Origin of the sequence: Coprobacillus cateniformis, assembly GCF_009767585.1 — a bacterium.
GTDB lineage: Bacteria > Bacillota_I > Bacilli_A > Erysipelotrichales > Coprobacillaceae > Coprobacillus > Coprobacillus cateniformis.
The window spans coordinates 3,234,229-3,248,832 of sequence record NZ_WSNW01000001.1 but is presented as its reverse complement, the minus strand read 5'-3'; the positions used below and the strand labels follow the sequence as shown (position 1 = coordinate 3,248,832).

13 protein-coding genes are annotated in these 14,604 nt (G+C 31.6%); 3 read left to right on the top strand and 10 right to left on the bottom strand.

Annotation, left to right across the window (positions count from 1 at the left end; translation table 11 throughout):
* Positions 1–7: 7 nt before the first annotated feature.
* Genes GQF29_RS19070 through GQF29_RS16030 form a run of 3 tightly spaced genes read left to right on the top strand, consistent with a single transcriptional unit; the run spans position 8 to position 2,835 of the window.
* Positions 8–523 carry an acyltransferase family protein gene (locus tag GQF29_RS19070; protein ID WP_008789815.1) on the top strand — a complete coding sequence of 172 codons (516 nt, stop codon included), beginning with the start codon at positions 8–10 and terminating at the stop codon, positions 521–523.
* Positions 483–1,658: a serine racemase VanT catalytic subunit gene (gene vanT, locus GQF29_RS16035; RefSeq protein WP_008789816.1), complete on the top strand. Its 1,176-nt coding sequence runs from the start codon at positions 483–485 to the stop codon at positions 1,656–1,658. Before GQF29_RS19070 ends, vanT begins: the two co-directional genes overlap by 41 nt.
* Complete coding sequence (locus GQF29_RS16030) at positions 1,630–2,835, top strand: M15 family metallopeptidase (RefSeq protein ID WP_008789817.1); 1,206 nt, start codon at positions 1,630–1,632, stop codon at positions 2,833–2,835. The genes vanT and GQF29_RS16030 overlap by 29 nt, the downstream gene beginning before the upstream one ends.
* A 250-nt stretch (positions 2,836–3,085) precedes the next feature.
* On the opposite strand, the gene GQF29_RS16025 is transcribed toward GQF29_RS16030, so the two are convergent.
* From GQF29_RS16025 to GQF29_RS15980, 10 genes are all read right to left on the bottom strand, one after another.
* Positions 3,086–3,985: a DegV family protein gene (locus tag GQF29_RS16025; RefSeq protein WP_008789818.1), complete on the bottom strand. Its 900-nt coding sequence runs from the start codon at positions 3,983–3,985 to the stop codon at positions 3,086–3,088.
* 18 nt (positions 3,986–4,003) lie between these two features.
* Positions 4,004–4,594: a thiamine diphosphokinase gene (locus GQF29_RS16020; protein WP_008789819.1), complete on the bottom strand. Its 591-nt coding sequence runs from the start codon at positions 4,592–4,594 to the stop codon at positions 4,004–4,006.
* Positions 4,591–5,235, bottom strand: coding sequence for a ribulose-phosphate 3-epimerase (gene rpe / locus GQF29_RS16015; protein WP_008789820.1), 645 nt, complete (start codon positions 5,233–5,235; stop codon positions 4,591–4,593). Before rpe ends, GQF29_RS16020 begins: the two co-directional genes overlap by 4 nt.
* Positions 5,228–6,103 carry a ribosome small subunit-dependent GTPase A gene (gene rsgA / locus GQF29_RS16010; protein WP_008789821.1) on the bottom strand — a complete coding sequence of 292 codons (876 nt, stop codon included), beginning with the start codon at positions 6,101–6,103 and terminating at the stop codon, positions 5,228–5,230. The genes rpe and rsgA overlap by 8 nt, the downstream gene beginning before the upstream one ends.
* A gap of 16 nt (positions 6,104–6,119) precedes the next feature.
* Complete coding sequence (pknB, locus tag GQF29_RS16005; RefSeq protein WP_008789822.1) at positions 6,120–7,910, bottom strand: Stk1 family PASTA domain-containing Ser/Thr kinase; 1,791 nt, start codon at positions 7,908–7,910, stop codon at positions 6,120–6,122.
* Positions 7,897–8,649, bottom strand: a complete 753-nt coding sequence (locus tag GQF29_RS16000; RefSeq protein WP_008789823.1) for a Stp1/IreP family PP2C-type Ser/Thr phosphatase — start codon at positions 8,647–8,649, stop codon at positions 7,897–7,899. The genes pknB and GQF29_RS16000 overlap by 14 nt, the downstream gene beginning before the upstream one ends.
* Complete coding sequence (gene rlmN / locus GQF29_RS15995; RefSeq protein WP_008789824.1) at positions 8,650–9,678, bottom strand: dual-specificity RNA methyltransferase RlmN; 1,029 nt, start codon at positions 9,676–9,678, stop codon at positions 8,650–8,652.
* Positions 9,679–9,682: 4 nt separating this feature from the next.
* The gene (gene rsmB, locus GQF29_RS15990) at positions 9,683–10,933 is read right to left on the bottom strand and encodes a 16S rRNA (cytosine(967)-C(5))-methyltransferase RsmB (RefSeq protein WP_008789825.1); all 1,251 of its coding nucleotides are present in this window, start codon (positions 10,931–10,933) and stop codon (positions 9,683–9,685) included.
* 4 nt (positions 10,934–10,937) lie between these two features.
* Positions 10,938–13,127, bottom strand: coding sequence for a replication restart helicase PriA (gene priA, locus GQF29_RS15985; protein WP_008789826.1), 2,190 nt, complete (start codon positions 13,125–13,127; stop codon positions 10,938–10,940).
* Between the two features lie 895 nt (positions 13,128–14,022).
* Entirely contained in the window at positions 14,023–14,508 is a 486-nt protein-coding gene (locus GQF29_RS15980) for a nucleoside-diphosphate kinase (protein ID WP_008789827.1), read from the bottom strand.
* Between the last annotated feature and the right edge of the window lie 96 nt (positions 14,509–14,604).

The window sequence follows — 14,604 nt, the reverse complement described above, 5'->3', positions numbered from 1 at the left end:
CAAAAGCTTGTATAATTCTATTTTTCAATTTTGTGAATATACACGAAATGGTCTATTCTTTGCTCCAATATTTTTATGGCTAGGAGCTTATATTGCTCAGCACCAACGCAGAATTTCCAGATATCATTGGTATATTACACTCTGTATTAGTTTTCTTTTCATGGCTGGCGAAACTATTATTTTAAATAGTTATAATATACCCAAACATGATGCTATGAATATATTTTTACCTATGTCTATGTATTTGCTTTTTATGATTATAATATCTTATACAGGTCAGCGTTATCCAAGGTGTAAAGATTTATCTTTGATGATTTATATTATTCATCCTATGATGATTGTTGTCACAAGAATGCTAGGAAAGATTTTACATTTAGAAACTTATTTTATTGATAATCATTTAATACATTTTTGCATTGTAACACTTTTATCAATAATCTGCTCATATATTTTTATCTTCATCAAGAAAGGAATGATTCAGCATGGAAAAACTCAAGTACCAAACAGATCGAAGTTGGGTTGAGATTAATTTAGATGCTTTAGAAAACAATGTTCAAGAAATATCAAAATTACTACGTTCTCGTAAACAGATTATGGCTGTTGTTAAAGCAGATGCTTATGGTCATGGAGCAATAAAAATTTCTCAAGAGTTAGAAAAATTAGGAATTGATTGTTTTGCAGTCGCAACCATTGATGAAGCTATGATATTAAGACAAAATCATATTCATGGGGATATATTAATTCTTGGTTTTACTGCACCACATCTTGCACCACTCTTATTAAAATATCATTTAATTCAAACAGTTATTGACTATGATTATGGTCAACAATTAAATGCTATGCAGCTGCCTTTACAAATCCATATAAAAATTGATTCAGGTATGCATCGTCTAGGTGCTGATTATCATGATTTAACACATATTCGACGACTTTTTGAATTACCTTACTTACATGTTGAGGGTGTATTCTCTCATTTATGTGTTGCTGACAGTTCAAAGATGGAGGACATTCATTTTACTAAGCAACAGTTCTTAAACTTTAATCAAACAATACATCAACTCCAGGAATTTGGTTATGATGTTGGCAAAGTCCACATCCAAAGCAGTTATGGTCTTTTAAATTACCCTGACTATCATTACGATTATGCTCGTATGGGAATTGCTTTGTACGGAGTGCAATCTAGTACTGATGACTATATGAAAAACCATCTGAATTTACAACCAGTTTTATCAATCCAATCACATATTGCTTGTCTGCATCATTACCCCGCCGGCTCTTCACTTGGTTATGGGAGAACATATACACTTGAAAAAGACAGTCTGATTGCAGTTGTTCCTCTAGGATATGCAGATGGACTTCCTCGTCAGCTTTCACAAAATCAAGATGTCTTGGTTCGCGGTAAAAAAATACCAATTGTGGGAAGAATATGTATGGATCAATTAATGATTGATGTGACTTCTTTAAAAGATGTACAACTCAATGATATTGTCACTTTTATTGGTCATAATCATCAACAAACAATTGGTATAGAAGAATTGGCTAAAAATGCACATACAATATCTAATGAGATTTTAAGTCGTATTGGTCAACGTCTTCCAAAAGTTTATATAAAGAAAGGAAATATCATTAATGAAAACACCCAAACGTTCTTACTATAATCAAAAACGCTCTTTTTCTAAACGTATTTTAATTATTCCTATTGTTGTTATATGCTTGACAGTTCTTATGTTCTTCCAATGGACAAGAATCCAACTGGCTTTCAAAGGATATAGTTTAACAGAACAAAATATGATTCTAAAACTTGATGACGAAGAAATCAAAAGTTTTTTAAACAATGATAAAATCAATAGTTTAGAATCTTGGAATGAATTAGAAAATGAAAATCATTATCAAGAATATGCTTATTATCAAAAATTACATAGCCAATTATCAAAGAAAGATGTTATTGCATATATTGATACATTCTATCAGAAATACTATGACAAACTTAAAGAATTAAATTATTCAGATGATGTGTTATGTCAGATGATGAAAAAAGCACAATTAAGTGATTTTGAATATATCACAAAACAGAATTTAAACTATCAGCAAACAAAATCATATCTTGATATAACAGGTGTAATTTATACTGATTTGAAAGCGTATATAGATTCACAAAAACAACCTCTTGAAGCTGTTTTATCTATCTCTTATCCATTTATCAATTCTCAAAACAAGGTGAATAGAACGTATCAAATTATTAATCCTGATTCACTTGCCACTATCATTAAAAAAGGGTTTCAAATTGCATCTGATTATATACCTAACGATCTCGTCACACCAAATATTATTTTCAGTCAGGATTGTACAAATAGACAATTAAGAAAAGAGGCATCTGAAGCTCTCGAACTTATGGCACAAGATGCTTCTAAAGAAAATTTACATCTTGCCATCAAAAGTGCATATCGTTCTTATCAAGAACAAAAAGATATTTATGATGAATATCATCAAAAATATGATCAAGTCACTGCTGATAGCCTTGTTGCCATCCCTGGGTCAAGTGAGCACCAATTAGGTCTTGGTGTCGATTTAACAAGCCAAAGTGTTATTGATGGGGAATGGCGTTTCTTTGGTGATACTCCAGAATACAAATGGGTTGTTGCCAATGCACATCGATATGGCTATATCTTACGTTATCCTAGTCACAATTCCAAGATGACAGGAACAACCAATGAACCATGGCATTTTCGTTATGTAGGTAAAGAGATTGCTAAAATCATTCATGATAATAATTGGACATTAGAAGAATATGTTTTACATTATGGTTTAGGTTCAGATTGTCTCATAACAAAATAAATATTACAAACAAACACAACCTATGCATAATAAGTTGTGTTTTATTTTGAAAATGATATTTTCCCTGTCGAAATATATTTTATATGATGACTTTTAAGATTCTTCTTTTATAGTGAAACATCAATACTCTCCACTTTCAACATTCACAAAGATGTCAGTTTAACTTTTTTATTTTTAGCATTTTAAATCAACTAACTATATTTATACATTAACAATTCATAGCTAAAAAAGAAACGTAACAAGACGTTTCTCATGATTTATTATATTTTTTAATCAACCCAACACCTATAGGATATGGTCCAGTATGGACTCCAATAGTTGCTCCAATATGCTGAATGAATATAGGTTCATTAAAACCAGATAACTTTTCTTTCAAAGAAGACTCTAAAAGTTTTTGAAACACTTCACCTTCTTTTTTATCGTAACCATAACCCACACAAAATGCATAATCATATGGGTTTAAATGATTCTCTCGAAAATAATCAATGACATTTTCAATGACTTTACGTTTTGACTTTTCCCTACCTCTTGTCACACCAGATGCAAAGATTTCCCCATCACGTAAAACAATCAATGGTTTAATCCCTAATGTCTTAGCAGCAACACCAGCAACTTTGCCAATACGTCCTCCATGAATCAAATATTCAAAATTGCCAACTGTAAAAAAGATTCTTCCTGTTTCTTTAATCATCTCAATTTTTTCAATCACTTCAGCATATTCATAGCCATTTAAACGCATTTTTCCTGCTTCTAAGACTAACAATCCTTGAAGCACAGTATTGACTGTCGAATCAATAATTGTTATACGTTGTAAAGGATAATGTGCTTCTAACATTTGTTTAGCTGTCAAAGCACTATTATATGAACCTGAAAACTTTGTTGTAATACAGATACATAAAATATCCTCTTTATTTTCTAGAATAGATTCAAAAACTCTCATATAATCTTGAACAGATGGCATAGATGTTTTAGGAAAAACATCTATGTGATCAACCATAAATTGATAAAATTCTTCAACAGAAATATCTTCTTTTTCTTTTTGATGAGTTAACCCATCTTTAGTAATATAAAATGGCACAACATGCAATTGATATTGTTCAACTAAAGCTTGTTCTAAATCACATGATCCATCCGTTACAATTTGAAACATTATTTCTTCCTTCTTTCTTTATTGCGATTGAATAAATAAAACAGATTCTGTATTTTCAACAATTGCATAATCATTATTCATTTGATTCGATACACATAAAGGATCATGTCTAATTAAATGATAGTGATTAAGAAGATAATGACATTCCTTAAGTGTAATAAAACTTTCTTTAAAGGCAAACAATGAAAAGTAATGATAACCATCTTTTGGTATTGTATGTATTCCTGGTCTTAAAACAAAGATTTTATTTTGTTGATCATATATTGTAATTGCATAATTTTGATATTGTTCTAATAGACACAAAACTGCAAGAAAATGATCCATACGCCTTTGCGTTACACCATACAAATCAATCTCATCATAGCCCTTCGCAATCGCATATTTAATAGCCAAAGCAGTATCAGTATCATCTTTAATACTTGATACTTGATCAACATCAAGTCCATTTAACAATGTTATATCTTCAATAGAATCCATATCCCCTAAAGCAATAATAGGTGTAATATTTTGCTTCAACAAATGTGAGACACCTCGATCCACACCAATATAATCAAGTGTCAAATCCCTTACATTTCCAACATCTACACCACAATAAATTCCTATTTTCATTTTAAAGAATCAATAGCCTTTTGACAATTATCTGCTTGGAAAACATAACTTCCTGCAACCAGCACATCAACACCAGCTTCTTTACACAAAAGACCTGTCTCAGCATTGATTCCCCCATCAACTTCAATAATAAAGTGTCTTCCATTTTTTAGAGAATGTAATTTTCTAATTTTATCAATTGCTTGATGTTGGAAAGACTGTCCTCCAAATCCAGGTTCAACACTCATAACCAAAACCAAATCTACATCATCTAAATACTTTTCAATTTCATCAACCTGTGTTGTTGGTTTAATGCTTAAACCAACATGAATTCCTTGATTTTGAATATGTTGAATTAACTCTCTTGTTGATGTTTCGTTTGCCATTGCTTCAACATGAAATGTTATTAATGAAGCTCCAGCTTTAATAAATTCATCAACATACTTCATAGGATGACTAATCATCAAATGGACATCTAAATACATATCAGTTACTTTTGATATATCTTTTAAAATACTATAACCAAATGAAATATTAGGAACAAAATGTCCATCCATAACATCATAGTGAATCCAATCAGCACCACATGCTTTTATCATATCCAAATCTTTCTTTAATTCAGCAAAATTTGCTGATAATACTGAAGGTGCAACCTTAACCATATTTCTTCTCCTTTAATGCTTTTGTTTCTTTTAAGAACGATAAATAATCTTCATACCTTTCCTGGGATATCCTTTCATCAGTGACCGCCTCTTTAACTGCACAATAAGGTTCACTATCATGAAGACATCCTCTAAACTTACAGAGTTGTGATAACTCTTCAAAATCATGATAACTATGAGCAAGTTCAATTGGTTCCATTGTTAATTCTAATGAAGAAAAACCAGGAGTATCGGCAACATACCCATCATACATCTTTAACAGTTCAACATGACGTGTTGTATGCTTTCCTCTTCCCAAAGCTTTAGAAATCTCATTTGTTTCAATATTCAAATGAATATCTAATGCATTAAGAAGGCTTGATTTGCCAACTCCGCTTTGACCAGTGATAACAGTGACTTTTTTCTTGAATAAGTGTTTAATCTCCTCTATCCCTTGGTTTTCTTGTGCACTTACATAATAAACACGATATCCAGCTGCTTCATATGGAAACATGAGTTGATGAACATCTTTTTGTACAGCTAAATCCATTTTAGATATACAAATTAGTGGCTCAATATGAAGATGCTCAATAAGTATTAAAAATCGATTTAATAAAAGCGTGTTTAAATCAGGCTCTTTAGCAGAAAAAACCAAAAGTGCCTGATCAACATTACAAATAGGAGGTCTCACTAATGCGTTTTTTCGTGGCAAAAGTTTAAGAATATACCCTTCCACTTCATTTTCTATAGAGAATTCACAAAAATCTCCTACCAATGGCGTTTGATCATTTTTTCTAAATTTTCCTCTTGCCCGACACTGATATATTTTTTCCTCACTCTCTACATAGTAAAATCCAGATAACGCTTTAATAATTCTTCCGCTTTGCATTTACACACCTCTTTCTTTAATTTGTTGGATTTGTTGTAGTTCCACTATCATTTCCTGAATTGTTTGGTTCATCAGTCCCAGGAGTTGTTGGATTATCAGCAGGTAAATCAGGTTTATGATCATAATATTCTAATATAATCTCCTGATTTTTCTTATATACCACTGTAAAAGCTTTAATTGATTGACTTTGAACCACATTGATTTTCATTGTTTGAATTTCAGCAGCTGTTGTTGGTGGTGTCAGGACTTTCAAAGTGACTTTAAATCCTGCTTTTTCAAGAATATCTTTTGCTGTTGTAATATCTTGACCATAAACATTTGGCACAGTTGATTCATAACCTTTAGAAACAGTTAAAGTAATAGTCGTTGATTTTGCTTCATCAGGTTTCAATTTTTCTCCAGAATCAAGAGACTGACTGATGATTTTCCCCTTATCAACTGTATCACTTATTTCCTCTTCTTTTTTAACATTCAAGCCAAGTTCTTCCAAATTCTTAGCAACCGTTTCAAAATCTTTACCAGTGTAATCCTCAATCACAACATATGTTCCTGAAGATACCGTTAAAACAATTGTATCTCCTTTTTTTACTGCCGTTAGTGGTGCTGGATCAGTTGTAATAACTCGTCCCTCTTCCACATCATCACTTACTTCCTGTTTCACAACATCATCAACCTTAAAACCTTCATCTGTCAAAATTGTAATAGCCTCTTCTTTAGTCATATTTCTGACATCTCTAAGTTTAATCGTATCTGCTGGTTTTAAGAAAATAAAATAAATAAGCAAGAAAATGAGTAAAGCACCTGCGACACAGCCACCTATAATTGCTATTTTCTTTTTATCTATTGTTTTTTTAACCTCTTCGACTTCCTCTTCAATAGGTGTTGGACGCATTTGCGTTTGCGTAAAGAAGTCTTTTTCCTCAGCCACAATTGTTGCTGATTCTTCTCCATCGTGATAATCAAAAACAAGCTTTTCTTCATTATCACGTGTTAAACATGTCATTAAGTCTTCCAACATATCATTAGCATATTGATAACGATCTTGAATATTCTTCGCTGTTGCTTTTATAATGATATTTTCAACTGATTGAGGAATAGAAGGATTAAAAGTTCTCACTGAAGGAATATCATCACGCATATGCTTTAAAGCAATATTAACAGGTGATTCACCATTAAAAGGTACCTCTCCCCTTAATAATTCATAAAAAACAATTCCCAATGCATAAATATCACTTTGAGATGTCGCTTTTTCACCACGTGCTATTTCAGGCGCTAAATAATGTAATGACCCCATAATTGTATCTGTTTGAGTGACTTGTGATAAAGATTGGATAGAAGCAATACCAAAATCTCCTATCTTAACAACACCACTATCTGTAACCATAATATTTTGTGGTTTTAAATCTCTATGAACTATCCCCATAGAATGAGCTTTAGCAGTTGCACTCACAACCTGTCGCATAATGTCAACAGCTTCTACAAAATGAAGAGCTCCACGTTTACGAATCAACTCTTTTAAAGTTTGTCCTGGGACATATTCCATAACAATATAATAATCGTCTTCTTCATCACCTACATCATAAATTTCAACGATATTTTTATGTGATAAAGCAGCTGCTGCACTTGCTTCACGATGAAAACGTGTGACATAAACAGGATCTCCTGTTAAAGATGAACGCATAATTTTAACTGCAACAGTTCTTTTTAAAATCTTATCATCAGCCAAATAGACATCAGCCATTCCACCTTGACCAATCAAGTCCTTTAAGACATAACGCCCAGCAATTGTTTTATTAACATGACTCATTGTTGACAACTCCTTTTTTTGATATTAATGCAAAACCAATGTTATCTTTACCACCATAAGTATTTGCACTTTCCATTAATTCTTTCCCCATTTTTTCAAGACTTAATTCTTTTTGTAAAATATCTATTAATTGTGAATCGAACAAAGAATTATACAATCCATCCGAACATACTAAAATAATACCATTATCAATTTCTTGAAACATAAAAGAAATCTTTAAAATATCACTAACCCCAACAGCCTGTAACAAAACATTTTTCTGTGGATGATATAAAGCTTCATCCTTAGAAATTGTTCCTGAATCTACAAGCACATTGACCAATGTATCATCCTTCGTTAATTGTTTTAACTCATGATTTTCATAAAAATAAGCACGTGAGTCTCCAACATGAGAAATATAGATATAATCATCTTTTAATAGTGCTAAAACAACTGTAGTCCCCATACCTTCTAAATCATCAGAAATATGACTTTTTGACTTCACCAATTCATGAGCATGATTAATCATCTCCATCATCCATATGCGAATATCTTCCTCATTATGAAAATCCCCATGATTTTGATAATGTTCAATGATATCATCACATGTCAATTGAGATGCCACTTCACCCGCATTATGTCCTCCCATACCATCGCAGAGAACAATCAAACATTCATTGTCATTTTTTTGGAAATAACGCACATAATCTTGATTAACTGTCCTCACATTTCCAATATCACTCATTGCAATGACTTCCATCTACTTCTCACCTACTTTCTTTGCTCGTAATTGTCCACACGCTCCATCAATATCACGCCCATGCTCTTTTCTTTGCGTTACATTGATATGAAACCTCAAAAGTTCTGCCTTAAAAGCTTCAACATCTTTTTGTAGTGACTGTTGATAACCATGTTCATCAACAGCATTATAAGGAATCAAATTGACATATGCATTCAATCCTTTTACATAATGCGCCAATTGTCTAGCATGTGTAATATCATCATTAACGCCTTTTAAAAGAATATATTCTAATGTCACACGACGATTTGTCTTTTGAATATAGTATGCCAATGTTTCTCTTAACTTATCCATTGGATACTTTTTATTAATTGGCATTAACTGATTTCTAATTTCATCATTGGGAGCATGTAGAGAAATTGCCAAATTACTTTGAATCCCTTCGTGAGCATACATTTCAATCTTATCACATAAACCACATGTTGAAATCGTTATATGTCTAGCGCCAATTGCCAAACCTTTGGGATGGTTAATAATATGTATGAAATTCATCATATTGTCATAATTATCAAAAGGTTCACCTGTTCCCATCACAACCACATGAGATACACGTTCTCCTGTATCATGCATAACAGTTAAAACTTGATTGACCATCTCTCCTGCTGTCAAGTTTCTTTGCTTCTTTAATAATCCACTCGCGCAAAACTCACAAGCCATATTACAGCCAAGCTGACTTGTTATACACAAACTTCTCCCATAATCATGAACCATCAAAACAGCTTCTATCAAACCACCATCTTCTAATTCAAAAAGATATTTTATTGTTCCGTCCTTAGATACCTGTTTAACATTAATTTGAAGAGGTCCTATTGAATATAGTGCTGAAAGCTTTTGTCTGAGACCCTGTGATATATTATTCATTTCATGAAATGAATTCACATTTTTAAGATACAGCCATTCAAAAACTTGCGTTGCTCTAAACTTCTTTTCTCCTAATTCTAAAAATTCATCAATCAGTTGTTCTTGGGTATAATCATAAATTGATTTCATTATTTCATTCCTTTTCTAATAAACACATATAGAAACCATCACTATGGTATTGATATGGTAAAATTGTTGTTTCTTCAATCTTTTTCATATCAGAATGATTTTTTATAAAGGTTTCTATTTGCTTTCCGTTTTCTTTTTTATTAATTGTACAAGTACTATACACAATTCTACCACCATTTTTCAATAAAAAATATGCATTTTCTAATAATTTTTGTTGGATTTGAATAATTTCATCCATAGAATCAGAATCATGGTACTTTATTTCAGGTTTTCTTGCCAATACCCCCAAACCACTACATGGCGCATCTAATAAAATTCTATCAAATGTATCCGCTGGATATAATTCGATAAGATGTGTAGAATCATATGCTTGAACATGAACAATATCAACTCCCAAACGCTGCATTTGTTCTTTAACCAAAGGAATTTTATGTTCATATAAATCATAAGCATCAATTCTTCCCTGATTTTTCATCAAAGCAGCAAGATGTGATGTTTTCCCTCCAGGGGCACAACACATATCTAAAATATATTCATGAGGTTGAGGATTTAAAAGTCTTGCAACCATTTGACTAGATTCATCCTGAATGGTAACAAGTCCTTCCTGGTAATATTTTGTATTCGCAATATTTCCACGTTGATAATAAAGACAATCTGGACTCAATTGACCTTCACTCCACATGTCATCTTTTAATAATGATTCCTTTTTTGTTTTTAAAGTATTCACTCTGGCACTTTTATAAGGAACTTCATTATCAGCATAACAAATTTTCCTTGTTTCCTCTTCACCATATTGCTTAGAAAGCATTTTTACCAGCCATAAAGGATGACTTGTTTCAATTGATAAGCGTTCTTTTTCATCATCAAGTTCATCTAGGGAACGATGCTGATGAAAAGCATGGTTTAAAACTGCATTGATAAACTGGGCAGTTTTTGTTCCTTTTTTCTTTTTCGCCAAACGAACTGCTTCATTGACAATTGCATAATCAGGAATACTATCCATAAATTCATGCTGATATAAACTCATTAATAAAAGCATTTTTTCATAAGCTTTCACTCTTGTTTTTAAATGTGGTTCTAATAAATATTCAAGATAAAGCATATTTTGAACTGTTCCATACACAACTCTTGTTATAAAATCTTTTTGTTCTCTAGAAATCTGTTGATTTTGAAAACAGGCATGAAGAGATAAGTTCAAATAACTCTTCTCTTGTTTATATTTTAATAAAATGTCTAATGCAAATTGTCTATCCATAAATCTATATTTGTGAGTATGGATTAAAATCACATACTACAGTTACCTTTCCTTTTTGTTTTTTATTATAGAATTCATTAATAGTTTCTAAAGCCTGATAAACTTCTTGACTATGAATAAATTTTATGAGAATTCTCTCACGATATATATCCTGCATTTTAAAGATGCCACTTTTTGCTGGACCTAATAATACAGCTTGCTGAATATGTTTATCTAAATAGCCTTTGATTTCTATTGCTGCTTGATGAACCAGCCCTTCTTGTCGTGATTGAATAATTAAACTGACCATATGACAATATGGTGGATACTTAGCCTTTTGACGATAAAGCATTTCCTGTTTATAAAATGATTGATAATCATGATGAGCAGCGGATGTGATTGCATAATGTTCAGGATTATAAGTTTGTATTAAAACAGTTCCTTGTTTTTGACCGCGTCCGCTTCTTCCAGCCACCTGACACAATAACTGGAAGGTTCTTTCACTTGCCCGAAAGTCGGGAATATTCAAGCTTAAATCAGCATTCAATACACCAACAAATGTCACATCTTCAAAATCCAAACCTTTCGCAATCATTTGTGTTCCTAAAAGAATATTTCCCTCTTTATTCTTGAATTTTTCTAACAATTTCAAATGACCATTTTTTTGACGTGTTGTATCCACATCATAGCGAATAACACGAGCCCCATGAAACATTCTTTCAATTTCCTCTTCAATTTTCTGTGTTCCAAATCCAACCGTTTTTAGGTGCTTCGAACCACAATGAGGACAAACTTGAGGGTAAGGAATCTGATACTCACAATAATGACATTTTAAACGATGTTCATCCTTGTGATAAGTCAAAGATACATCACAATGGGGACATTTTATCACTTCTCCACAGTCTCGACATTGAACATAACTGGCATAGCCACGTTTATTCAAAAGCAAAATAACTTGTTCCTGCCGATCAAGAGTCATTTGAATGCGTTCTTTCATCGTTCTTGAGAACAATGAATAATTTCGATGATGCATTTCTTCTAACATATCAACAATCTCAACCTTTGGCAAAGGCTTCTGATTAATTCTTTTATCTAATGTATACAAATCATAAATGCCCTTCATTGCACGTGAATAACTCTCTAAAGAAGGTGTTGCGCTCCCCAATACAACAGAAGCATGATGTGATGAAGCACGCATTTTGGCAATTTGAGAAGTCAAATAGCGCGGTTTTGACTCTTGCTTATAACTCGCATCATGTTCTTCATCAAGAATAATCAAACCAATATTTTCAAGCGGTGCAAAAACAGCTGATCGTGCTCCTACAACAATTTTGACTTCCTGACGCTTAATGCGACGATACTCATCATATTTTTCACCTTGTGATAAGCGTGAATGCAAAATAGCAACAGCCTCTTTAAAACGTCGTTTAAACACTTCTACCATCATTGGTGTCAATGAAATTTCAGGCACCAGCATCATAACTGTCTTCCCTTGCTCTAATATATATCCAGCCAATGCCAAATAAATTTCTGTTTTTCCAGATCCAGTCACACCATGAATCAAAGAAACTCTCCCTGTTTTTTGCATAATCCCATCAACGATTGCCTGTTGATCAGATGTTAGTTCAACACGTTTGTTTTCCATTATATCTTTTGAAAATGGATTACGATAATCTTCCACTTGAACATATTGAACAAAACCTTGTTCAACTAATCTATCAACAACTCCTTTAGTATAAGGAATATCTTTGGCTTGTGATTGAGGATTTTCTTTTAAATACTCCAAACATTCTTTTTGTTTAATAGTTTGAGGTGTTCCATCATTTAACACTTCAATAATTGTTTTTAATTTTACTCCTACCGCATGTGTTGTACTTGGTTTTAATTGTGTTGGCAACATAGCTTGTAAACAGGCAATACGAGGAGATAGTGTCATTTGAGATAATGTATTCGCCAAATCTTGTAATTCCTGATTTAATAATGGTTCTTCATCAATCACTTCCAATATATAATGATATGTAAAACCAGCTTCTTGTTCTAATTCTTCCTTCGTTAAAGATGTTTTTTCAACATTCTCTACATATCCAATAATCTTACGATGATGAAAAGGAATCAAAACACGTACACCTTTATTTAAACAACTTTCACTTAAATAATCAAAAGTTGTATCTAAAGAATGAACAGGATGTTCAGTCAATACTTTGACAATATACATTTTCTCACCACCTTATTGTTGTTATTCTATCATAAAATCGCTTTCTTGAATAGAAAGAAATATGAAACCACTTCCCTTAGACATACCAAAATATAATAAAATTGATAAATCTTTCATATAAAACATATTTGCTTTTAATTATAAAATCAATAATGAAAATCATACTAAACATATGAGTTAACTCTTTGATTACATAATCATTTATAAGACCACTATGCTATCAAAAAAAGATAGGAGTTTTTATAACTCCTATCCCTTTTATATTAAGAAGAAATATTTATCTTCTATGTGAATAATTTATATTTTTCAATCTTAATTAATTATTCATATTCTTGTGAATAACTCATTTACTTATCATTCATATTTCATTCCATTATAAACAATTTCCTATTATCTACTCTTCACATTCTGACTTATCTATTTTACATATCTTAGGAATTTTTATAATTTCATTTCCATATCAATCATAATCTCACGAAGGATGTTTACATCTTTTCCATAAAGTGATTTCATTATACTTATTTACTAATGAATTTCTTATATATCTATATGAATTCATTCCAAATAAAATATATCATTCATTTATAAACTATTTTGTTCACTTATAATGATCTTTCTTTACTATATCATGAACTTTTTTCTTTATATCTAAGGCCTTTTCTTTAGGCCTAACGTATGTTAGGGGGTAAAACGTCTCTTATTAATCTATAATCTTTTGGTAGATTTAGATTAACCATGAATACAGGTCCCAAATATAAAGTTTTTATTCTTCTACTCTCCAGCATCTCTGTGACCTCCTTTCATGTTCTTTCCTTTTCTTCATTTATATCTTAACATATTTCCATCAAAATTGAAAGCCCTTTCACTTTCATATTTTGAAAATAAAAGATGGCTATTATAAGTTTAAAAATTTTTCCCAAATATGCAATTCCCTATTGGCAGATTCATGTGAATCAGAGGCATGAATAATATTATTAACAAGCCTATGTTCCTGATCAGCTTTCACATAACTATCCTGACTAAAATGCCCTCTAATCGAGTCTGGATCAGCCTGTACAGGATTCGTCTTTCCTACCAGTCGACGAGAATATGTAATAATATCCTCATCACCTTCATATGAAATTTTCATAGGCATAATATATTTAGGTCCATTGTAATAAAATGTATAAAAGAGTTTACCAGTAAAATCAATCTCTGCACCCTTTTCATCTATCACTTGTTGATAATGATCCAATAATATTTTCATAACTTCCATATCAACTTCTAATAAACATGATGACTCAACATGCAATCCATATTTTTCTAATTCCTGAATAACTTTTTCTTTTTTACCATCAACAAAAGCATCTGGCTTTAACATCATATATGTATATTGTTTCATATAAAATCCTCCTACTCTTTATAATATAACATACTTTTCAGTATATGAGAAATTATTCATACATATACAAAAAATCATATATTTGAAAATAGTTTT

Excerpts from the sequence above, each read along its gene's own strand:
- rsgA (WP_008789821.1), bottom strand. The coding sequence starts at position 6,103 with ATGCAAAGCGGAAGAATTATTAAAGCGTTATCTGGATTTTACTATGTA.
- pknB (WP_008789822.1), bottom strand. The coding sequence starts at position 7,910 with ATGAGTCATGTTAATAAAACAATTGCTGGGCGTTATGTCTTAAAGGAC.
- rsmB (WP_008789825.1), bottom strand. The coding sequence starts at position 10,933 with ATGGATAGACAATTTGCATTAGACATTTTATTAAAATATAAACAAGAG.
- GQF29_RS16030 (WP_008789817.1), top strand. The coding sequence starts at position 1,630 with ATGAAAACACCCAAACGTTCTTACTATAATCAAAAACGCTCTTTTTCT.
- GQF29_RS15980 (WP_008789827.1), bottom strand. The coding sequence starts at position 14,508 with ATGAAACAATATACATATATGATGTTAAAGCCAGATGCTTTTGTTGAT.
- vanT (WP_008789816.1), top strand. The coding sequence starts at position 483 with ATGGAAAAACTCAAGTACCAAACAGATCGAAGTTGGGTTGAGATTAAT.
- priA (WP_008789826.1), bottom strand. The coding sequence starts at position 13,127 with ATGTATATTGTCAAAGTATTGACTGAACATCCTGTTCATTCTTTAGAT.
- rlmN (WP_008789824.1), bottom strand. The coding sequence starts at position 9,678 with ATGAAATCAATTTATGATTATACCCAAGAACAACTGATTGATGAATTT.
- GQF29_RS16025 (WP_008789818.1), bottom strand. The coding sequence starts at position 3,985 with ATGTTTCAAATTGTAACGGATGGATCATGTGATTTAGAACAAGCTTTA.
- GQF29_RS16020 (WP_008789819.1), bottom strand. The coding sequence starts at position 4,594 with ATGAAAATAGGAATTTATTGTGGTGTAGATGTTGGAAATGTAAGGGAT.
- rpe (WP_008789820.1), bottom strand. The coding sequence starts at position 5,235 with ATGGTTAAGGTTGCACCTTCAGTATTATCAGCAAATTTTGCTGAATTA.
- GQF29_RS16000 (WP_008789823.1), bottom strand. The coding sequence starts at position 8,649 with ATGGAAGTCATTGCAATGAGTGATATTGGAAATGTGAGGACAGTTAAT.